Source organism: Aquella oligotrophica, assembly GCF_002892535.1.
Classification (GTDB): Bacteria; Pseudomonadota; Gammaproteobacteria; order Burkholderiales; family UBA11063; genus Aquella; species Aquella oligotrophica.
In genome coordinates, this window is the sequence record NZ_CP024847.1 from 2,017,421 (window position 1) to 2,034,962 (window position 17,542).

General features: G+C 35.5%; 20 protein-coding genes. 6 read left to right on the plus strand and 14 right to left on the minus strand.

Annotated features, from left to right (window positions below; all coding sequences use genetic code 11):
- Positions 1-394 precede the first annotated feature (394 nt).
- The 3 genes from cgtA (at position 395) to CUN60_RS09250 (ending at position 2,771) form a co-directional block, all read left to right on the plus strand.
- Complete coding sequence (gene cgtA, locus CUN60_RS09240) at positions 395-1,468, plus strand: Obg family GTPase CgtA (RefSeq protein WP_102951766.1); 1,074 nt, start codon at positions 395-397, stop codon at positions 1,466-1,468.
- An 86-nt stretch (positions 1,469-1,554) separates the two neighbouring features.
- On the plus strand, positions 1,555-1,896 hold the full coding sequence (locus CUN60_RS09245; RefSeq protein ID WP_102950727.1) for a helix-turn-helix domain-containing protein: 342 nt from the start codon (positions 1,555-1,557) through the stop codon (positions 1,894-1,896).
- 47 nt (positions 1,897-1,943) lie between these two features.
- Positions 1,944-2,771 carry an IS3 family transposase gene (locus tag CUN60_RS09250; RefSeq protein ID WP_245866341.1) on the plus strand — a complete coding sequence of 276 codons (828 nt, stop codon included), beginning with the start codon at positions 1,944-1,946 and terminating at the stop codon, positions 2,769-2,771.
- Between the two features lie 40 nt (positions 2,772-2,811).
- Here the strand turns inward: CUN60_RS09250 and CUN60_RS09255 are convergent, their stop codons facing one another.
- The 10 genes from CUN60_RS09255 to prmB are packed head-to-tail and all read right to left on the minus strand — an operon-like array spanning position 2,812 to position 9,196.
- Positions 2,812-3,396: a phosphoheptose isomerase gene (locus CUN60_RS09255; RefSeq protein WP_222593252.1), complete on the minus strand. Its 585-nt coding sequence runs from the start codon at positions 3,394-3,396 to the stop codon at positions 2,812-2,814.
- Between the two features lie 13 nt (positions 3,397-3,409).
- Positions 3,410-3,757, minus strand: a complete 348-nt coding sequence (locus CUN60_RS09260) for a YraN family protein (protein ID WP_102951768.1) — start codon at positions 3,755-3,757, stop codon at positions 3,410-3,412.
- Positions 3,758-4,357: a BON domain-containing protein gene (locus CUN60_RS09265; RefSeq protein WP_102951769.1), complete on the minus strand. Its 600-nt coding sequence runs from the start codon at positions 4,355-4,357 to the stop codon at positions 3,758-3,760.
- 17 nt (positions 4,358-4,374) lie between these two features.
- Positions 4,375-4,968: a BON domain-containing protein gene (locus CUN60_RS09270; protein WP_102951770.1), complete on the minus strand. Its 594-nt coding sequence runs from the start codon at positions 4,966-4,968 to the stop codon at positions 4,375-4,377.
- Positions 4,969-4,987: 19 nt separating this feature from the next.
- A complete protein-coding gene (gene htpX / locus CUN60_RS09275) occupies positions 4,988-5,848 on the minus strand; it encodes a zinc metalloprotease HtpX (protein ID WP_102951771.1) in 861 nt (286 codons plus the stop codon).
- Complete coding sequence (gene fmt, locus CUN60_RS09280; protein ID WP_102951772.1) at positions 5,845-6,801, minus strand: methionyl-tRNA formyltransferase; 957 nt, start codon at positions 6,799-6,801, stop codon at positions 5,845-5,847. The genes htpX and fmt overlap by 4 nt, the downstream gene beginning before the upstream one ends.
- An 18-nt stretch (positions 6,802-6,819) precedes the next feature.
- The gene (locus tag CUN60_RS09285) at positions 6,820-7,305 is read right to left on the minus strand and encodes a septal ring lytic transglycosylase RlpA family protein (RefSeq protein ID WP_102951773.1); all 486 of its coding nucleotides are present in this window, start codon (positions 7,303-7,305) and stop codon (positions 6,820-6,822) included.
- Between the two features lie 12 nt (positions 7,306-7,317).
- Positions 7,318-7,797: a tRNA (cytidine(34)-2'-O)-methyltransferase gene (locus CUN60_RS09290; RefSeq protein WP_102951774.1), complete on the minus strand. Its 480-nt coding sequence runs from the start codon at positions 7,795-7,797 to the stop codon at positions 7,318-7,320.
- Complete coding sequence (locus CUN60_RS09295) at positions 7,784-8,287, minus strand: HAD-IIIA family hydrolase (protein WP_102951775.1); 504 nt, start codon at positions 8,285-8,287, stop codon at positions 7,784-7,786. Before CUN60_RS09295 ends, CUN60_RS09290 begins: the two co-directional genes overlap by 14 nt.
- A gap of 6 nt (positions 8,288-8,293) precedes the next feature.
- The gene (gene prmB, locus CUN60_RS09300) at positions 8,294-9,196 is read right to left on the minus strand and encodes a 50S ribosomal protein L3 N(5)-glutamine methyltransferase (RefSeq protein ID WP_102951776.1); all 903 of its coding nucleotides are present in this window, start codon (positions 9,194-9,196) and stop codon (positions 8,294-8,296) included.
- Positions 9,197-9,403: 207 nt separating this feature from the next.
- Between prmB and CUN60_RS09305 the strand changes: the two genes are divergently transcribed.
- The 3 genes from CUN60_RS09305 to CUN60_RS09315 all read left to right on the plus strand — a co-directional run bounded on the left by CUN60_RS09305 (position 9,404) and on the right by CUN60_RS09315 (position 11,391).
- Positions 9,404-10,387 carry a serine hydrolase gene (locus CUN60_RS09305; protein ID WP_102951777.1) on the plus strand — a complete coding sequence of 328 codons (984 nt, stop codon included), beginning with the start codon at positions 9,404-9,406 and terminating at the stop codon, positions 10,385-10,387.
- A complete protein-coding gene (locus CUN60_RS13465) occupies positions 10,368-10,817 on the plus strand; it encodes a JDVT-CTERM system glutamic-type intramembrane protease (protein ID WP_102951778.1) in 450 nt (149 codons plus the stop codon). The genes CUN60_RS09305 and CUN60_RS13465 overlap by 20 nt, the downstream gene beginning before the upstream one ends.
- 241 nt (positions 10,818-11,058) lie before the next feature.
- Positions 11,059-11,391, plus strand: coding sequence for a hypothetical protein (locus tag CUN60_RS09315; protein ID WP_102951779.1), 333 nt, complete (start codon positions 11,059-11,061; stop codon positions 11,389-11,391).
- A 286-nt stretch (positions 11,392-11,677) separates the two neighbouring features.
- Here CUN60_RS09315 and CUN60_RS09320 read toward each other — a convergent pair whose 3' ends face one another.
- The 4 genes from CUN60_RS09320 to CUN60_RS09335 all read right to left on the minus strand — a co-directional run bounded on the left by CUN60_RS09320 (position 11,678) and on the right by CUN60_RS09335 (position 17,384).
- The gene (locus CUN60_RS09320; protein WP_102951780.1) at positions 11,678-13,900 is read right to left on the minus strand and encodes a prolyl oligopeptidase family serine peptidase; all 2,223 of its coding nucleotides are present in this window, start codon (positions 13,898-13,900) and stop codon (positions 11,678-11,680) included.
- 93 nt (positions 13,901-13,993) lie between these two features.
- On the minus strand, positions 13,994-14,383 hold the full coding sequence (locus tag CUN60_RS09325) for a DUF4156 domain-containing protein (RefSeq protein ID WP_102951781.1): 390 nt from the start codon (positions 14,381-14,383) through the stop codon (positions 13,994-13,996).
- A 79-nt stretch (positions 14,384-14,462) separates the two neighbouring features.
- Positions 14,463-15,653 carry a trypsin-like serine protease gene (locus CUN60_RS09330; RefSeq protein ID WP_158649372.1) on the minus strand — a complete coding sequence of 397 codons (1,191 nt, stop codon included), beginning with the start codon at positions 15,651-15,653 and terminating at the stop codon, positions 14,463-14,465.
- A gap of 237 nt (positions 15,654-15,890) precedes the next feature.
- Positions 15,891-17,384 carry a helix-turn-helix transcriptional regulator gene (locus tag CUN60_RS09335; protein WP_102951782.1) on the minus strand — a complete coding sequence of 498 codons (1,494 nt, stop codon included), beginning with the start codon at positions 17,382-17,384 and terminating at the stop codon, positions 15,891-15,893.
- Positions 17,385-17,542 lie beyond the last annotated feature (158 nt).

Here is a 17,542-nt window from a genome sequence, read left to right on the forward strand (position 1 = left end):
TAATAATTTGGATATGAAAAATATACTAGTAAAGAATTTTACTATAAACGCCAATTAAGGATAAGCAATAAAATAACATTTTTATTCAAATACTTATAAATAATGAAAATTAAGTATATCAAACTTCAACCATTATAATTAAAACTAATAGTTTCAATGTGTTTTCATAACCCCTTATTCCGAATTGACGTTTAAAATATTTTTATAGAGACAAGATTGTTTCATTTACCGTACTCTCATTTGATGTCCATAAATATGATAAAATTGCGCCATTAAATAATTCTGGTACACCTTGTCAGGTTTAAGTCTACTATTATTGTACTCCCAAAATTTCACAACCATACTCTAAGGGTATCATTGAATTATAATAAGAAAATCGTTATAAAGTTAAACAATGAAATTTATTGATGAAGCAAAAATTGAGGTAATTGCCGGAAATGGTGGCAATGGATGCATGTCATTTCGCCGCGAAAAGTTTATTGAAAAAGGTGGACCAGATGGTGGTGATGGTGGACGTGGTGGTTCAATCATCATGATTGCTGATAATAATATCAATACTCTAGTTGATTATCGTTTTGTTAAAAAATATACTGCTAAAAATGGTGAACATGGGCGTGGTGCTGATTGCTACGGACATAAAGGTGATGATGTTTATCTAAAAGTTCCGGTTGGGACGACCATATTTGATGAAGAAACCGGTTTGATCATTGCCGATTTAGATACTAATGGACAAGAAATTATTATTGCTAAAGGTGGTAAAGGCGGACTAGGTAATCTCCACTTTAAATCTTCAACTAATCGTGCCCCACGTCAGGCAACTAAAGGGGAAGCCGGAGAGATGAGAAAGCTCCGTCTAGAACTAAAAGTAATGGCTGATATTGGTTTATTGGGCTTGCCAAATGCTGGTAAATCAACGTTTATCCGTGCGGTATCAGCAGCAAAGCCAAAGGTTGCTGATTATCCATTTACTACCCTACACCCTAATTTGGGAGTTGTTCGTGTTGATAGTGAACGAAGTTTCGTAATTGCTGATATTCCTGGATTAATTGAAGGTGCTGCCGAAGGACAAGGGCTTGGGCATAAATTTCTCAAACATTTACAGCGAACCAAAGTTTTATTACATCTAGTAGATATAGCTCCACTTGATGAAGATTTTGATGTGGTTGGTAGCAGTGTCGCGATTACACAAGAATTAGCCAAATATTCAGAAGAGCTATATAATAAACCGCGCTATTTAGTAATTAATAAGATAGATCTGGTACTACCCGAAGAGCGTGAAGAAATAATCAAAGAATTTATTGATGAATTTAAACGGCATGACACCAATACCAATTTTGATAAAATATTCATTATCTCTGGTGCAACTGGCGAAAATTGTCAAGAACTATGCTACTATTTAATGAACCATATTCAGGAGAAAACTGCTAATCAAGTTGAAAATAAAGCAATTTCAAGTATTGTTGATTAAAAAAGCACCGTTATGATCTGCTCCCTATAAAGTAGACAAGTATAAAGAAAGCCCTTTATACTTAACTACTCGTAGGGAGTTTTTTTATGTACACACAAAATAAACATCGCAAAACATATACCCGAGAATTTAAATTGCTTATTGTTAATAAGTATCTAAATGAGGGTAAAACAGGTCCCCAACTTTCTGTAGAATATGAATTAGAGATAAGCATAATAAAAGATTGGATAAGGAAGTTTCGACTTTATGGTGCTTCAGGTTTAGAAGATGGTCGTGGCAAGCATAACAACCATAGCTCTCACGGCCGACCAAAGAAAGAAAGATTTAATTCAGAAGTTGAGGCGTTGCGTCATGAAAATATGAGGCTAAAAGGAGAGCTATTTCTACTAAAAAAGTTGAAGGAGCTAAGAGACAAACAGGAAAAATAAAATCTCTGTCTTTTAGTGTTATTGAGAGCTATATTTCTACATCTGGTTTGTCTATTATATCTGCTTGCAAATTTTTTGGTGTATCCCGGAGCGGATATTACAAATATTTATTAGCCAACCGTAATAAAGCTGTGTTAACAGAAACTATGGTAATGGATAGTATCAAAGCTATCTACATTAAAAGTAAAGGTCGCTATGGTTACCGTAGAATACGTGATACTTTAACATCAAAGCAAGGTATGGTAATAAGTTATAAGAAGGTTTTACGCTTAATGCGCAAACTTGGCCTAAAGTCTAGGATTAGAAAGAAGCGTAATTTTTTTGGAAATGAAAATTTACTGGCAGCTAATATTCTAAACCGGAAGTTTCAAAGCAATTTACCTAATAGAAAATTAGTTACTGATATTACTTATTTAAAGGTTAGAGGAGTAAATTATTATCTCTCCGTAATTTATGATTTATTTAACAATGAAGTAAAATCATATGAGCTAAGTAAATACAATGATAATCCGCTAGTAATAGAGACTATCAAACGAGCATTCCCAAGTATGAGTAATGATCAGCTTATTCTACATAGTGATCAAGGTTCACAGTACACATCTATTGCCTACACATCTTTATTAAAATCACTAGGTATAACAAAGAGCATGTCCAGGAGAGGTAATTGTTTGGATAATGCATGTATTGAGAGTTTCTTTGGACATTTGAAAAGTGAGAGTATTTATTTAGAGCAAATAAGTACTTACGAAGAATTAAAATTATTAATTGATGAGTATATCTATTTTTATAATAATGATAGAATACAGCGCAAATTAAGAAAAATGGCTCCGATTGAATATCGAAACCATTTTGAATCTACCAGAGGCTTTTTATAATCTGTCCACTATTTGGGGAGCAGATCATTAAGGTGCTTTTTTATTTAAACATAAGAGTATCAACTGCATCACAAATAGTATGTAGCGTAAGTAGATGAACTTCCTGAATCCGGGCAGTTCGATTAGCTGGCACACACAGATTTACATCTGCGCCCGATAGCATCTGAGCAATTTTGCCACCATCTTTACCAACCATAGCAATAATATGCATTCCCCGAGCTTTCGCTACCTCAATTGCTTTAATCACATTCCCGGAGTTACCTGAAGTAGAAATAGCATAAAGAATATCACCAGCTTGCCCAAGAGCCTCAACTTGCTTGGAAAAAACCACATCAAAACCATAATCATTACCAATCGCAGTTAGAGCAGAAGTATCTGTTGTCAGAGCTACCGCAGGCAATGGAGTCCGCTCCATTTCATAACGACCTGTAAATTCAGCAGCAAAATGTTGGGCATCAGCAGCAGAACCACCATTACCACAAATAAGCATCTTATTACCATTTTGAAAAGCCGCTACGATTAATTTAACGGCATCCGCAATTGGCGCAACCATTGTTGATTGGGCTTGTTGCTTGGTTTCAATACTTTGGGTAAAATTAAATTCAATCAATTCATTTAACTGCATATTCATTCCTAATTTATAAAGTAATTATATTTTTTAGCCACTCAATTCTTCCATCGGAATCAAGGACCACCGCATCGAAGCGACAATTAACGTCTCGCCCAAGCTTTAATAAAAAATATTGGGCAGTTTTTACCAATTTTTGCTGTTTGCTATAATTAATGCTCTCTATTGCATGGTTTAAGCCAAGCTTACGTTTTTTAACCTCAACAAAAAGATAGCTATCACCATCATGCATAATCAGATCAATTTCACCAAAACGTGAATTGAAATTGGCGACAATCAGGCTAAGTCCTTGCTTTTTTAAATATTCAAGAGCAAGACTTTCTCCTTCATTACCAATTTTTCTGTGCTGATGAACCATTTATTTACTAGCAACTGGCTGCGTATATTGGAAAAGTGTTACGACCTTAGTTACACCACCAACTTTTGATGCCACATATGCCGCAGATTCCCCCTCCTGAGGAGTTACCATACCCATCAAATATACTACAGTATTGGTTGTTTCAACCTTTATATTATTACTATTAATCTTACTAGTACCAAACAACTCAGCCTTAACTTGTGTTGTAATCAATGAATCTTTACTTCTCGCAGTTGCAGACGATGGTAATCTTACATCCAGATAATCATAAAGTTTAATTACACCCGGATAACCACGGGCAACATTTTCAGCTAAATTTTTCAATTCATTGGTTTTGACTTGTCCAGTCAATAATACTTCTCCAGCATAAACATCAACATAAATGTTTGAATCAGGGAAATCATCACTATTACCATATTTTGCTGCAAGTTTTGCCTGAATTGTATTATCATTGACAACCGTACCATTGCTCCGTGGGTCAGTACCAACCGCAGCACCAGTAGCACCAACTGCAGCTACACCTCCAACCACTACTGCCGCACAACCACTCACAATAACACCAAACAAACCTAGCAATAACAAATTACGTATTTTAGTCATATAAAATATCCTGAAAATTATTCACTAACATATTCAAATAAACTGACCACTTTTTTGACACCATCAACTTCACTGGCAGCCTTAGTGATCTTCTTAGCTTGATATGGATCAATCATACCCATTAGATAAACCACACCATTTGTTGTAACGACTTTGACATCATTGCTATTAACACCTTTGGAAACCAACAAGTTTGATTTAACTGCTGAAGTAAGATATGAATCCTTGCTAGTTTGACTAGCAGATTGTTTATGTCCAACTGTAATGTAATTATATATCTTCTTAACTCCAGCCGCATCTTTGGCAACTGTCTCAGCCTTAGTTTTATCATCTTCCGTATTAACTTGACCTGTTAAGAGAATGTTATGATCATAACTAGTTACTTCAACATTATTTTCAGGTATTGCCGCATTAATTACATCTTCAACTTTACCGCGAAGCTTCTGATCACTTACAACACCATCAGCTGACCTAGGATCAGCTGCAACAGCCGCACCACTAGTTGCTCCAGCAGCTACACCACCAACAACAACTGCAGCGCAACCATTTAACACTGAAATAGAACCAGCTAGTAACAATAATAAAATACTCTCTCTATAAATCTTCTTCATTCTTAATCCTAAAACATAATTATCTTAATTGTCCCATTCTTTTTGCCATATCTTCTAAACGCATGATTCTATTCGCGGTACTAGGATGTGTAGAAAATAGATTATCTCTACCCTCGCCTGACAATGGATTAATTATCATCATTTGAGCCGTCGCTGGATGTTCTTCGGCTGGTGGCATATATGTTCCACGTACAATTCCTTCAATTTTTTGTAAAGCACCAGCTAAAGCCAAAGGTTCATTGGTAAGATTAGCCGCCCCTTCATCAGCAAGATACTCTCTGGAACGTGAAATAGCCATTTGGATAACTGCGGCTGCTAGGGGTGCGAAGATCCCAATTAATAAACCAGCAAGCCAGTTACGATGACCTTCTTCATCGCGAACTCCAAACCACATTGCCATATTGGCAATTGCCGAAATAGCACCAGCAACTGTCGCAGAAACTGTTGAAATCAAAATATCTCGATGATTAACATGCGATAGCTCATGGGCGGCGACTCCGCGTAGTTCAGAATAATTAAGTACTCGCATAATTCCAGTCGTAAAGGCTACAGCGGCATTCTCTGGATTACGCCCTGTAGCAAAAGCATTCGGCTGATCCTGATTGATAACATACACTTTAGGCATTGGCAATTGAGCACGACTAGCTAATTCAGCTACCATTTGATATAGATCTGGAGCATTGTGTGGACCAACTTCCTGTGCGTTATACATCCTAAGTACCATATCCGCTGAATACCAGTAAGCAAAAAAATTCATGGCACCGCCAAAAATCAATGCCATTAACATGCCACCTTTACCACCAATCACGCCACCGATTAACATAAAAAGTGCAATGATTGCTGCCATTAAGGCAAAAGTTTTGAACTGATTACCACTCATGATAACTCCTTTTCAAAGATTAGCCCATCCAAATTATTTTTCCCTTGCAAGAATTGTGCAATATTTTTACGTTTTGCACCAGCTTCCTGGATTTCATCAATCGAAATAAGCCATCCATCACCACAGACTATTTCCAATTTATCTCTATCAGCAGTAATGATTGTACCAGCTTTTACATCTCCTTTAAAAGCTCGGCTAATATGAGCCTGCCAAATTTTTACAAGCTCTCCATTTAAATAAGTATAAGCCCCGGGGAATGGATTATAGCCACGGATATTTCGGCTAATAATCTCAGCAGGACTTTGCCAGTCTATCAAAGCTTCAGATTTTTCAATTTTGTGGGCGTAACTCACTCCAGCTTCACTTTGTGAAATTGGCTTATACTCTTCAGGACTATCAAGAAACCTAACTAGTAATTCACTACCAAGTATTGCCAACTTATCATGTAATGAACCACTAGTATCATTACTTTCTATTTGTAACTTATCTGATAGTAAAATAGCACCAGTATCAAGTCCAGCATCCATCTGCATAATACAAACACCAGTTTCTTGATCTCCAGCCAATACTGCACGCTGAATTGGCGCGGCACCACGCCATCTTGGCAGTAAAGATACATGCACATTGATACAACCAAGCCGGGGAATATCTAGTAACTCTTGTGGCAATATCAAACCATATGCAACTACGACTATCAAATCTGGCTTAAATTCACGTATCCGATTTAACGCTTCGGGATCTTTGCGAAAACTGACAGGTTGAAAAACCTCAATCTGATGCTCGCTGGCTAATATCTTGACAGGTGAAGGAGTAAGCTTCATTCCTCTTCCCGCCGGACGATCTGGCTGGGATAATACTAATTCAGGAGAATATCCATTCATAATCATTTTTGCCAAACATGTTTTGGCAATCTCTGGTGTTCCAGCGAATATAATACGTAGCTTTTGTTTCATTATTTAATCTATCTTCTTTTAATCATCGCGATTCATATCATGTGACTCAAATTCGGCATTATTAACAACCTGCAATTTCACACGCAGTCCACGTCCAGTACCATTAAGATATTTGGCAGCAGCTGGACTGAAATCAATAATATATTTTGAACGACTAGACATCCTATCGGTAACTTCAACATAAAGCACTTTACCATTATCCGAATCATTATCAATATTGGTAACCTTTAGTTTAGTACCTAGTGGTAATTTGGCATGTGCCGCACTATACACATCATCCCAATAGCGATCTCCATTAGCCATTTTACGCCCATTAAATTTCGGAGCATAAAAGCTGGCCTGACCTTGCATATAGTTTTTTGGCTTTTTAGCATGCTTTATTTTATGTTTTTTAGTATGCTTTTTTTTACTTGTCGAACCAGAGGCAGTTGTAGTTGCATAGACGGGATTAAAAATCAGACCAAGCTGAAGCAACAAAATAACTAGTAACCGTTTTTTATTCACATTTTAACCCTCTTAAACGCCACCGATAAACCTTATTTGGCGCCATGCTTCATAAATAGCAATTGCTACAGAATTAGATAAATTTAAGCTACGTTGACTGATTTGCATCGGTAATCTTATCACATTTTGCATTCCAAGCTGAGTCAGGATACTATCTGGTAAGCCACGGGTTTCCGAACCAAAAAGTAACACATCATTAGATGTATAACTAACTTCAGTATGAAAGACTGAACTTCCGGTTTCAACTGCCCAGATAGTTCGTCCGCGAAAATATTCAAAACACCTTGCCCAGTTTTCATGGATAACTAAATTTGTATACTCGTGATAATCAAGGCCTGCTCGCCTTAATTTGCTATCGTTCATACCTCCCCAGCCAAGTGGTTTTACCAAATGAAGTTCTGCACCAGTATTCGCACAAAGACGGATAATATTACCTGTATTTTGTGGAATATCAGGCTCATGAAGGATTACAGCTAGATTATGTTTTTTCATTTTTTAATAGCGAGTATAACTCTGAAATGTTATTAAAAAGATATTTAGGATTAGAAGGTAACAACGCTGACCAATCATTTTGAGTATTAGAAATGGCAATAGCATCAATTACTGCATTATGTGCCATCAGTATATCTTGCTTAGTATCACCAATCATCACGGCTTTAGTTTTACTTATGCCACAAAAATCAAGTATTTCATCAATCATCTGCGGGTGTGGCTTAGAAAAACACTCATCAGCTGTCTTTGTGATTATAAAATAGTCTTCTAAGCCACTACTAGTCAGTATTTTATCAAGCGTTGCCCGGCTCCTTCCGGTTGCCACTGCTAAAAGCTTATTACTAGCTGATAGCAACTGAAGCATCTCAGCTACATCAGGAAATAACAAATCACCTAAAGCATCACTAATTACAATCTGACTGGTATCCATTAGCGTACCATCCCAATCAAAGATAAACAAATCATATTGCTCAAGAAGCACAGATTTCATACAGTACTAATCAAAATAATCAATCAAATCTGCTTTAGTTAGGACAAATACCACCCCATCCCCACTAACACTCTCGAGCCATTTGAATGGTAAATCGGGATACATCTGTTCTAGTTCAAAACGATTATCGCCCATCTCAACAACTAGGACACCAAAATCAGAAAGATAATATTTTGATTGTTTCAAAATCTTATCAACAAATTCCAAGCCATCAGTCCCACCAAACAATGCCAAATTTGGTTCATACAGATACTCTTTAGGCAATGATTCCATTCGTCTCGTATCAACATATGGTGGATTCGTAAGGATTAGATCAAAAGTTTCAAAATAATCACCTAGCTCATTAAAGAGATCTGATTTGATTAATGTAACTCTATCTGTTACCTGATTACGCTCTATATTAATGCTTGCGACATCAAGTGCATCTTCAGAAATATCACTAGCAACAATTTCAGCATCATAATAATGATGTGCAGCGATGGTCGCCAATGAACCATTCCCAGTACACAAATCAAGAACATTATTAACAAGCTCAGGATGCTCGATCCATTCATCAAGCTGATTATTCACTATATGTTCAGCAATAAATGAACGCGGAATTATTACCCGCTTATCTACATAAAATGAATATCCTTGCAAATAAGCTTCATTAGTAATATATGATAATGGAATCCGTTCATCTACCCGGCGTTTAATACGTTCCAGAATAATCGCCTTTTCCTCGGGCAATAATCTTGCATCAAAAAAAGGCTCCAACTGCTCTAATGGCAAGGATAAGGATTGTAGCACTAGAAAAACTGCCTCATCATAAGCATTAGTCGTTCCATGCCCGAAAAACAGATTATTTCTACGAAATTCACTCACAGCATAACGAATGTAGTCTCTTAATGTAACTAAAGATTCTGTCATTTTAACAACCTTTATATGTATGTCATAACTAGCGAGTATATAACATCATTGTAATTATATGTATATTTTTCAGCAAAAGCAGCTGTTATCAATTACAATTATGGCTATAATAAAAATTGAAAATAAAATTCAAAACTTTAAAATAGACTAAGTAATAACAAAAGCTTTTAATCAAACACGCGGAATCAGCAGGAATACCAGAATACAATGATAAAAAAACTCTTAATCTTAATTTTATGTTCAACATTTCTAGGCACAAGCTACGCAGCAAAAAACTCTTCAGCCACCAAAGCAAAGACACATAAAAAAATCAAAAAGAAGAAAACTTATTCAAGTAGTAATAAGGGTGATCCAATCCTTGATGCAATCAATACTCCTGCAACTACAACTTCAAAAAGGCGCAAACCAAAGCCAGTTACACCAGTGGTTAGTGGCGGAATCCCACGGCAACCCAAGTTAATTTCATATGCTGGTTATGCAGTAGATTTAAATACCGGGGAAGCACTAGTCAGTAAAAATGCATCAACTCAACTATCAATTGCCTCAATTACCAAATTAATGACGGCTATGGTTATGCTTGATTCTGGAGCAGATTTAGATGAATACATTACCATAGAAGAAGACGATGTTGATCATCTTAAAAATACATTCTCTCGTTTAAGAGTCGGCATGCAATTGCGCCGTAGAGATCTTTTGCTACTAGCATTAATGTCGTCTGAAAATCGTGCTGCTCACGCTATTGCTAGAACAGCCTATCCAGGTGGGATCAATGTTTTCATCCAAAAGATGAATGCGAAAGCCAAAGCTCTTGGAATGAATAATAGCCAATTCTATGATCCAACAGGACTTACTCCACGAAATAAATCAACTGCCATTGACTTGACCAAAATGGTAGCTGCCGCCTACAAATACGAAGCCATCCGTGAAGATACCACAACCAAAGGTGCAGATGTTATGCTTGGACGCAACTATACTCATCATTATATGAATAGTGATGCACTGGTTAGAACAGATAAATTCCAAATTGAAGTATCAAAAACCGGGTTTATCAATGAAGCTGGACACTGCTTGGTTCTTTATGCAGTAGTGGATAATCGCCCTATTGCAATGGCATTTTTAAATAGCGTTGGTAAAAATGGTCGCTTGGTTGATGCCATGGCAGTAGAACGCTATGTTGACCAAATGCAATAAACTATTAACTAAAACAAGAAGCCATCATTCCATATTGCTGGCTTCTTTTATAATACTCTCTCCATTAATTCTGCTTTTTCTAATATCATACGTCAAATTAGCCTTACCTATAGTAAATTCTGATCTTACTTCCATTATCAAATTATTAGTTATCGCCCCAATACTTGAAGAAGTGGTTTTCCGCGGGTTATTACAGGATTTTATAAAAAAAATAACCGTTTCCAAACTAACATGCTATTTTATAGTAAATATCATATTTGCCCTATTACATTATAAAAATAGCTATGACATACTATATCTATCTGGAGTCTTCATATCAGGGTTAATCTTTAGTACTATTAAAGACTATTATAAAAAAATAAGCGTAGCCATCATTTGCCACGCTTATTTTAATTTAATTTACCTGATAATCACCCAATATTCAAACTAATAATTATTGGGGCTAGACAATCAAAGCACATTTAAAGGTGTGCTAATATATTGTAGCTACGCTGAACTAAAGTTTCATGATTCATAAAAATAAGTATATAAACCTGAGTCCTCACTTTTTTATGCTTAGTATAGATTTAAGCAATCGATAAATCTTTAACAAATTGGTAATTAGAAATGAAAAGGCATAAGCCCTAATAAAATCATTGTTTCAACGCAAATAATTAGATTAGGAGTACTTTATGCCATTAGAAGATTATATCATACATGTATTTTGCCTAATAGATGACTTATATCAGGATTTACTGTTAACTTGTAAAGTTCGTAAAAGTGGTTATAGTCCTATACTTGCAGATAGTGAAATCATTAGTATCACTAGTATTCGTAAAAGAATTGAGACAAGTATCAGTCAATTAACCGAATCATTTAGCATCAACACCACTAAAGCTAGGAGCTTTCATGGCTTATTGGGCAGGATTAATCGTAAGATATTTTCCTATACAACTGCGTTATTTTTTAATTACCAACTTGCTAAAGATCAGTTTACTCAGCTTGAATTACTTATTCAAGCATAAAAAAGTGAGGACTCGGGTATATAAATAGTTCAAAGATTTCAGAAGCTAAATTTAGGGAAATAGTTAGGTATTTTGTTGCAGATTTATCAACGCCAACTCGGGATAAGCAATAAAATAACAGTTTGATTTAAATGTTTATATGTTAATTTGGCTAAATCTTATCAAATTATCTAATTATCAGTGGTTCTATTATACGGGGCTAGGACAACTAAAAACCCTTTTGATAATTCCAATAGAAATAGTCCAGCTTAAAAGCCAGACTATTAATTATCCTAAATAATAAAAATCAAGGTTGAATGGTGGTTTTTGTTTCATTAAAAAATAATGTCCACATATCTACATAGTATTGACTTAAAAGATTATGTCCTGCTCCAAAGTACGAACGTAATAGATATGGATTATCTCCTATAGCCGTATTTTGCATGGTTGCTGCAAATTTATAACTATGTAATGGTGGCACACGCCCATCTTCCGTACCAGTTTGAACTAGCATCGTAGGATAAGCAATATGCTGAACATTTTGCAATGGAGAAAAGGTCATCAGGTTATAAAATTGCTCAAGATTTGTACTATAGCCATAATCTGGATACCAGCCAAACCCCACTGTAAATAGCTGGTAGCGTAATAGATCAAGAACACCTACCGCAGGAAACACCACTTTAAATAAATCTGGATTCTGTAGAGCAGTCGCTGCCGTTGTAAGACCACCATTAGAAGCTCCAGATAAAGCCAGTTTTGCTGGATTAGTATAACCATTATCAATCAGGTAATTAGCTACTGCCGCTACATCATTATAGGTATTCTGCTTATTTAGCATCCTACCGGCATTATACCAAGCAGTACCATATTCTCCTCCACCACGTACCTGAGCGACAACATAAATCCCACCATTTTTCATTAATAATGTGGCATTTTGATTAAACTCTGGCAAAGTTGATGCGTCAAATCCACCATAAACATAGATAAGAGTAGGATTATTTCCATTTAACTGTAATCCTTTCTTATATCCAATAAAGATTGAAACTTGTACTCCATCCGTAGACGGGACAAACAACTCTTTCATCTCATAGTCAGCCGGATTAAAATCAGGAATACTAGCCGTTCCCTGCCCTACTCCCTCTTCCTGAGTTGCGGGATCATAAGAATATAACTCATTAGGAGTAACCAGATTTGAATACATATATGTTAAAACATTATTCTTGTCACAAGCAGGCTTATACTGCCCCTCAGATGCCAAAGCACCTAAACCAGGAAACCCATCAATTTCTACAGGATTTGAAGCTGGTATCGTCTTATCATAACGATACAGTTTGCTTGCGCCATTTACCAAAATTTCTACATAATAGTAATTTCCACAACTAGTCATAGAATTAGCAATAACGCTTTCTGGATTGGGTGGCACAACATTAACCCAATTAGATGAGTCTGGAGTATTTGGATTAACAATAACCCAACGTTTCTGTACCGCCCCCTGATTTGTTTTAACAAAAAAAGTTCCATCTGAACTTTCGTTAACGATATCAAAAGAAGCAGGGATATCTCCACTAAGAAATATTTTTGCGGAATTATTCAGATTAGATGGGTTGAAGCTGTAAATCCGATTACTCCCATTGGCATAACCAGTAGAAAAATAAAGCATATCATTATACAATTGCGGTTCTAGGTTAACTGTCCCAATCTCTGAACCAGCTTCAAAAATTGTTACTGGACGGGTATTAATCTGATAATAATAAATTGTTTGGGAATTATAGCTTGAAGTATAAATATCGGTTACTTCCTGTGGCTGAACATAAAAGAAACCACTCTCATAAGTTGTGAACATACCATAAATATTATTAATTGTCTTTATTATAGCATTATTATTTAAATTATCCAGTACCGTAATAGTGCCCAAATCAAGATTTGTATCCTGAGTTTTGATTATTGTATAAATAATGCTTTCTTGACTATTTTTAATAACATCAAACTGCTGTACTGATACTGATCCTTTTAGAATACCAGTCTTATTTAAATCAAGGAAAACTTTACCATTCTGATTTCTGTCATCTGCCACATAAATTATATTATCAGTTGAAATCTTGTTATTTATTCCATTGTTGAACTCCGGAATAGTATTATCAACTTCACGAACATTCATATAATAATATTTATCACCAACTCTGACAAAATCTTTTTGTACATCAGATTTTAAAGATTTACTACCTTGAGATAATGCTGCTAAACTACCAGCTACAATATTATATTCAGGCAAATTATGAATATAATTATCGGTAAAAACATTCTGCTGATTTACCCACGCTAGAGTCTCAGGGCTATTAGTACTTTCCATCCATTGATACGGATCCGCAATTGTAGTTCCAAAATAAGTATTACTCACGTTAGTATATTGACTTGCTGGATAATCAAACTTTTCACTAGTACCACTATTACTACCTCCAGAAGAACCATTACTGCAAGCAATTAAACTTGTCACAGACAATATACTAATTAAAATTTTCTTTACATACATTCATTTATACCTTTATTTCTTTATTTAACCATATAATCAATGATAACAAATCTGATACCTGTTCCAATAACGAATAACCAAAATAATAAAATTTTAATTCAATGAATTAAGCGCAGATTCTGGGCACTTATAGGCATTGGCAGAATTAGTGATAGTTGTTTCATCATTAAACCCTACAACTGCACCAAACGCACCAGTTCCGCCCTGACGAGTCGTCAGAATCTCAAGATAGTTGGCACCCATATCTGCGGCTTTATTTTTAAGATCATTTAATGCCCCTTTTTCAAGTTCTTCATTAGATGTCCACTCACCACTAATAAAGTTACCTTCATGACCAGTTATTTGACCAAGTAATTTACAATTAGCTCCAATTGGAGGTATTTCAGAAACTACAATTTTGCTAGCAGCAGGTTTAAGAGGAGTTGAAGAACAAGCCTCCAACAAAAGGGTTATAGCCAAAATTAATTGTAATATATACTTCATTTTCAAGATCCTAAATTTAAATTTCAGTTAAAAATAGCTCATATTTAAATACGAGCTATTTTGATTATTCACAACTAAACTATTTACCAGTTCCTGATGCACAGGCATAATTACTGCCCAGATTAGCACAACCAGTTGCTTGTGTATCTTGAGTTAGAACTGTGTTAATCCACGAGTTAAATTGACGCACATCAGCTGACCAGTCCATTCCCACTATACCACACCCTATAGGACCCCAAGAATGTACTCCAACCAAATTCCAATTGGTACCATCCCAAGCAAAATCTCCACCACCAGAATCACCTGGGCAAATTAATGAATACACTTTATTATTTTGAAACCATCCGTTCATAATGGTAGTTTCAGCTTCCTTATTTGTTGCAAAGTATTGATAGTTTATGTAATTTAGATTAGTATTTTCTGGGTTAGCAGGTGTACCATTATTAGGGTTTGTGCCCCCATAACCTAATGCAAGCAATCTAGTACTGCTTTCTATCATGCTAAAATTTGATGGTGCCAATTTTAAATTTGGGGCAATATCTACGGTTTTACCGGTCTGAGCCTGGACTTTTAATATAGCAAAATCACCATTCCAAGACCTTACGGATGTATTACAATCATATGTGCCACCATCATTTTTGGTATATGCTGCTTGCTGGCAATACTGACTAGGAACATAAACGGCTAAAATTTGGGCTGTTAAATTGGTAGGTTGCAAAGGGCCAGCATTAGTTCCCTGATATATCCAAGCATCATTATGCCCAAAGTCGTCTACTACATAGGTACCAATATTTGCAGCAGTAGTTGGTGCTCCAGCTGCTTTTGGTGTTGTGGTACCAATAACACAATGTGCTGCTGTAACAATAAAAGTTACCCCGGTTGTTGGGTTATACTGAATTGGTGTACCAGTGCAATTATTATAAAACCCAGATTCTGGATATTTCGTGTTCTTTGATTTATATGTCTCCAAGGCTACTGCCATCTTTTGTAAATCCGTAGATTGTGGAGCTGAGGCAACTGAGCAATTACCAGCATAAGCAATTTTTAAAGAATTGGCAACTGAACTTGCTGTTGGTAAATTAGATGGCAAGCATTGGTAACTAGCCGGAATCGCCTGGGCTGATGGACCAGGACTCGGAGCTGGTGTCGGAGATGGTGTCGGAGTTGGGGTAGGTGCTGGACTTGGGCTACTACTACCACTATTACACGCTGCTACAGTTAAGCCTACACTACTTAGTAGTGCTAATTGAAGTAATTTTTTATTCATCATTTTTCCTTCTTTAATTGTTATTTCACTGTGTTACTACCGATTATAAAATGAATCTAATTGCACAAAGAAAAGAAGTAACTTACTCCACGAATACACATAAGACTCAAATTCTAACAAGTTTATAAATACACAACAGTGTATTATGTAAAATAATCCCATGGAAACCACCCAATAAGCCCCCATAGTTTTTAGGGGGCTTATTTGTTGACAAAAGAAACACCCACTTAATTAAAATTATTAACATATCCACTTATGAATATCTGTATTTACTAATTTACACACTTGATGCTTAAGTATTGAATGAGGTATAAGTGCATAGCCGATAACAAGCGCAATATCGATTAGTTGGCTCTTATTTGTTACGTTAAACATAGTTTTTAATGTTTCAAGGTGCTCATTAATTGTATGTGGTGAAATAGGATAACCAAGTTCAGTTAAAATTGTAGCTACTTTGCTATAAGAGTAATTACGGGCATAAAAAAACAATACCTGATGTTGTCGATTGGTAACTCGCATATGCTCTGGCAAGCTAATTTTAGGCATTGGAAATATATTAAAAACCTCAATCATTAGTCTATGTACTGTTGGCATAACATATTTACGAATCTGTATATGCACATAAGAACCTAGAAGTTGCATTTGTAGTAGATAAATTTTCCCACTTATTTGTACATCCAGAAAAATATTTGGTTCACTGCCACTTAACCTTGGATGATTCTGTATAATTATTTCTTGCAAGTTAGTAAAATTTCTAGATAGTTCATTAACCATTTTTATAGTAACCAATAAAACTTTGCCATCTTTATTAAATAAGCCAGCCATTTCACTACTGCTAGTATAGAAGCTTTGAAATAGCTTTGATTCTAAACTTTCATTTAATCGCTGATCATCGAAAATAACAACCTCAGAGCTAAGTGAGATTAATTCGTTAGGCAAATATTTATAGCCAATATTTATATCAGATAACAATAATGGGTAATCATTTTGTCCTTTTATTTCGGTAAGATGGTTCTCAATACAATATGCCCCATTAGGTAAGAATCCAGCTGGCATTTCTGAATGATAACCATATTGTATGGCTAGTGTTCGTAGGTCATTGCTATTTTTAGCACCAAATATATTCTTTAAAGTAGTTAAATGCTCCGTAACCCGAGCAGATGACATTTGAAGTCCAAAAGCACTCATCCAGCCAGAAATCTCACTGTATGAATAATTACGTAGAAAGAGGAATAGCACCATACGCTGCTTGGGTGTTAATTTATATTTAACTGTATTTAAAGGTCTGGAATATAGATCTAGTTCGTGGGTATAATAAATAATATCCTCTAACCGAGGTAACCCAAAAGGACGTAAATAAACATGGAAAACCGTAATGCCACCGCAAAGAATACGTGGTGATTTATGAACAATATACATCTTGGATATTTGTTCATAATCCAATATATCAAGGGTAATGTAAACTTTATTCTCACGGCTAGCTTCTTGAAACTGCTTTTCAAGAACGGCGTGATTTTTTGAATACCATTCGAGACTTGGAACTTTACATTTATAAAAAGGTTTTCCCAAAACTTCTTTTTCTGATTTAATTAAAAACTCATCTAGAAATTTTTGGCTAACGGCAAGAATAGTATAGTTACTATCACATACATATGCAACTGAATATAGATTATCACTAATTAACTTGAAAGCAGCTAAATAATCATTTATTCTTAAATTAGTATCACCCCGCATCTTAATCCTATTGTATTAATTACTCCTCTATTATATTTAAGTATATCCTATTCTGCTTTAAGCATTTTAGCTAAAACAACCATCAATAAATTAATTTATTAAAGCTATACAATATGATAAATACAAACCATGAAACAATACCAGTAACTACAACCCCT

Coding starts and splice junctions, on each gene's coding strand:
- CUN60_RS09270 (WP_102951770.1), bottom strand. CDS start 4,968: ATGAAGAAGATTTATAGAGAGAGTATTTTATTATTGTTACTAGCTGGT.
- CUN60_RS09260 (WP_102951768.1), bottom strand. CDS start 3,757: ATGGTTCATCAGCACAGAAAAATTGGTAATGAAGGAGAAAGTCTTGCT.
- CUN60_RS09325 (WP_102951781.1), bottom strand. CDS start 14,383: ATGAAGTATATATTACAATTAATTTTGGCTATAACCCTTTTGTTGGAG.
- CUN60_RS09245 (WP_102950727.1), top strand. CDS start 1,555: ATGTACACACAAAATAAACATCGCAAAACATATACCCGAGAATTTAAA.
- CUN60_RS09290 (WP_102951774.1), bottom strand. CDS start 7,797: ATGAAAAAACATAATCTAGCTGTAATCCTTCATGAGCCTGATATTCCA.
- CUN60_RS09255 (WP_222593252.1), bottom strand. CDS start 3,396: ATGCAGTTAAATGAATTGATTGAATTTAATTTTACCCAAAGTATTGAA.
- CUN60_RS09320 (WP_102951780.1), bottom strand. CDS start 13,900: ATGTATGTAAAGAAAATTTTAATTAGTATATTGTCTGTGACAAGTTTA.
- cgtA (WP_102951766.1), top strand. CDS start 395: ATGAAATTTATTGATGAAGCAAAAATTGAGGTAATTGCCGGAAATGGT.
- CUN60_RS09295 (WP_102951775.1), bottom strand. CDS start 8,287: ATGAAATCTGTGCTTCTTGAGCAATATGATTTGTTTATCTTTGATTGG.
- CUN60_RS13465 (WP_102951778.1), top strand. CDS start 10,368: ATGTTGACCAAATGCAATAAACTATTAACTAAAACAAGAAGCCATCAT.
- fmt (WP_102951772.1), bottom strand. CDS start 6,801: ATGAAACAAAAGCTACGTATTATATTCGCTGGAACACCAGAGATTGCC.
- prmB (WP_102951776.1), bottom strand. CDS start 9,196: ATGACAGAATCTTTAGTTACATTAAGAGACTACATTCGTTATGCTGTG.
- CUN60_RS09330 (WP_158649372.1), bottom strand. CDS start 15,653: ATGATGAATAAAAAATTACTTCAATTAGCACTACTAAGTAGTGTAGGC.
- CUN60_RS09335 (WP_102951782.1), bottom strand. CDS start 17,384: ATGCGGGGTGATACTAATTTAAGAATAAATGATTATTTAGCTGCTTTC.
- CUN60_RS09315 (WP_102951779.1), top strand. CDS start 11,059: ATGCCATTAGAAGATTATATCATACATGTATTTTGCCTAATAGATGAC.
- htpX (WP_102951771.1), bottom strand. CDS start 5,848: ATGAGTGGTAATCAGTTCAAAACTTTTGCCTTAATGGCAGCAATCATT.
- CUN60_RS09265 (WP_102951769.1), bottom strand. CDS start 4,357: ATGACTAAAATACGTAATTTGTTATTGCTAGGTTTGTTTGGTGTTATT.
- CUN60_RS09305 (WP_102951777.1), top strand. CDS start 9,404: ATGATAAAAAAACTCTTAATCTTAATTTTATGTTCAACATTTCTAGGC.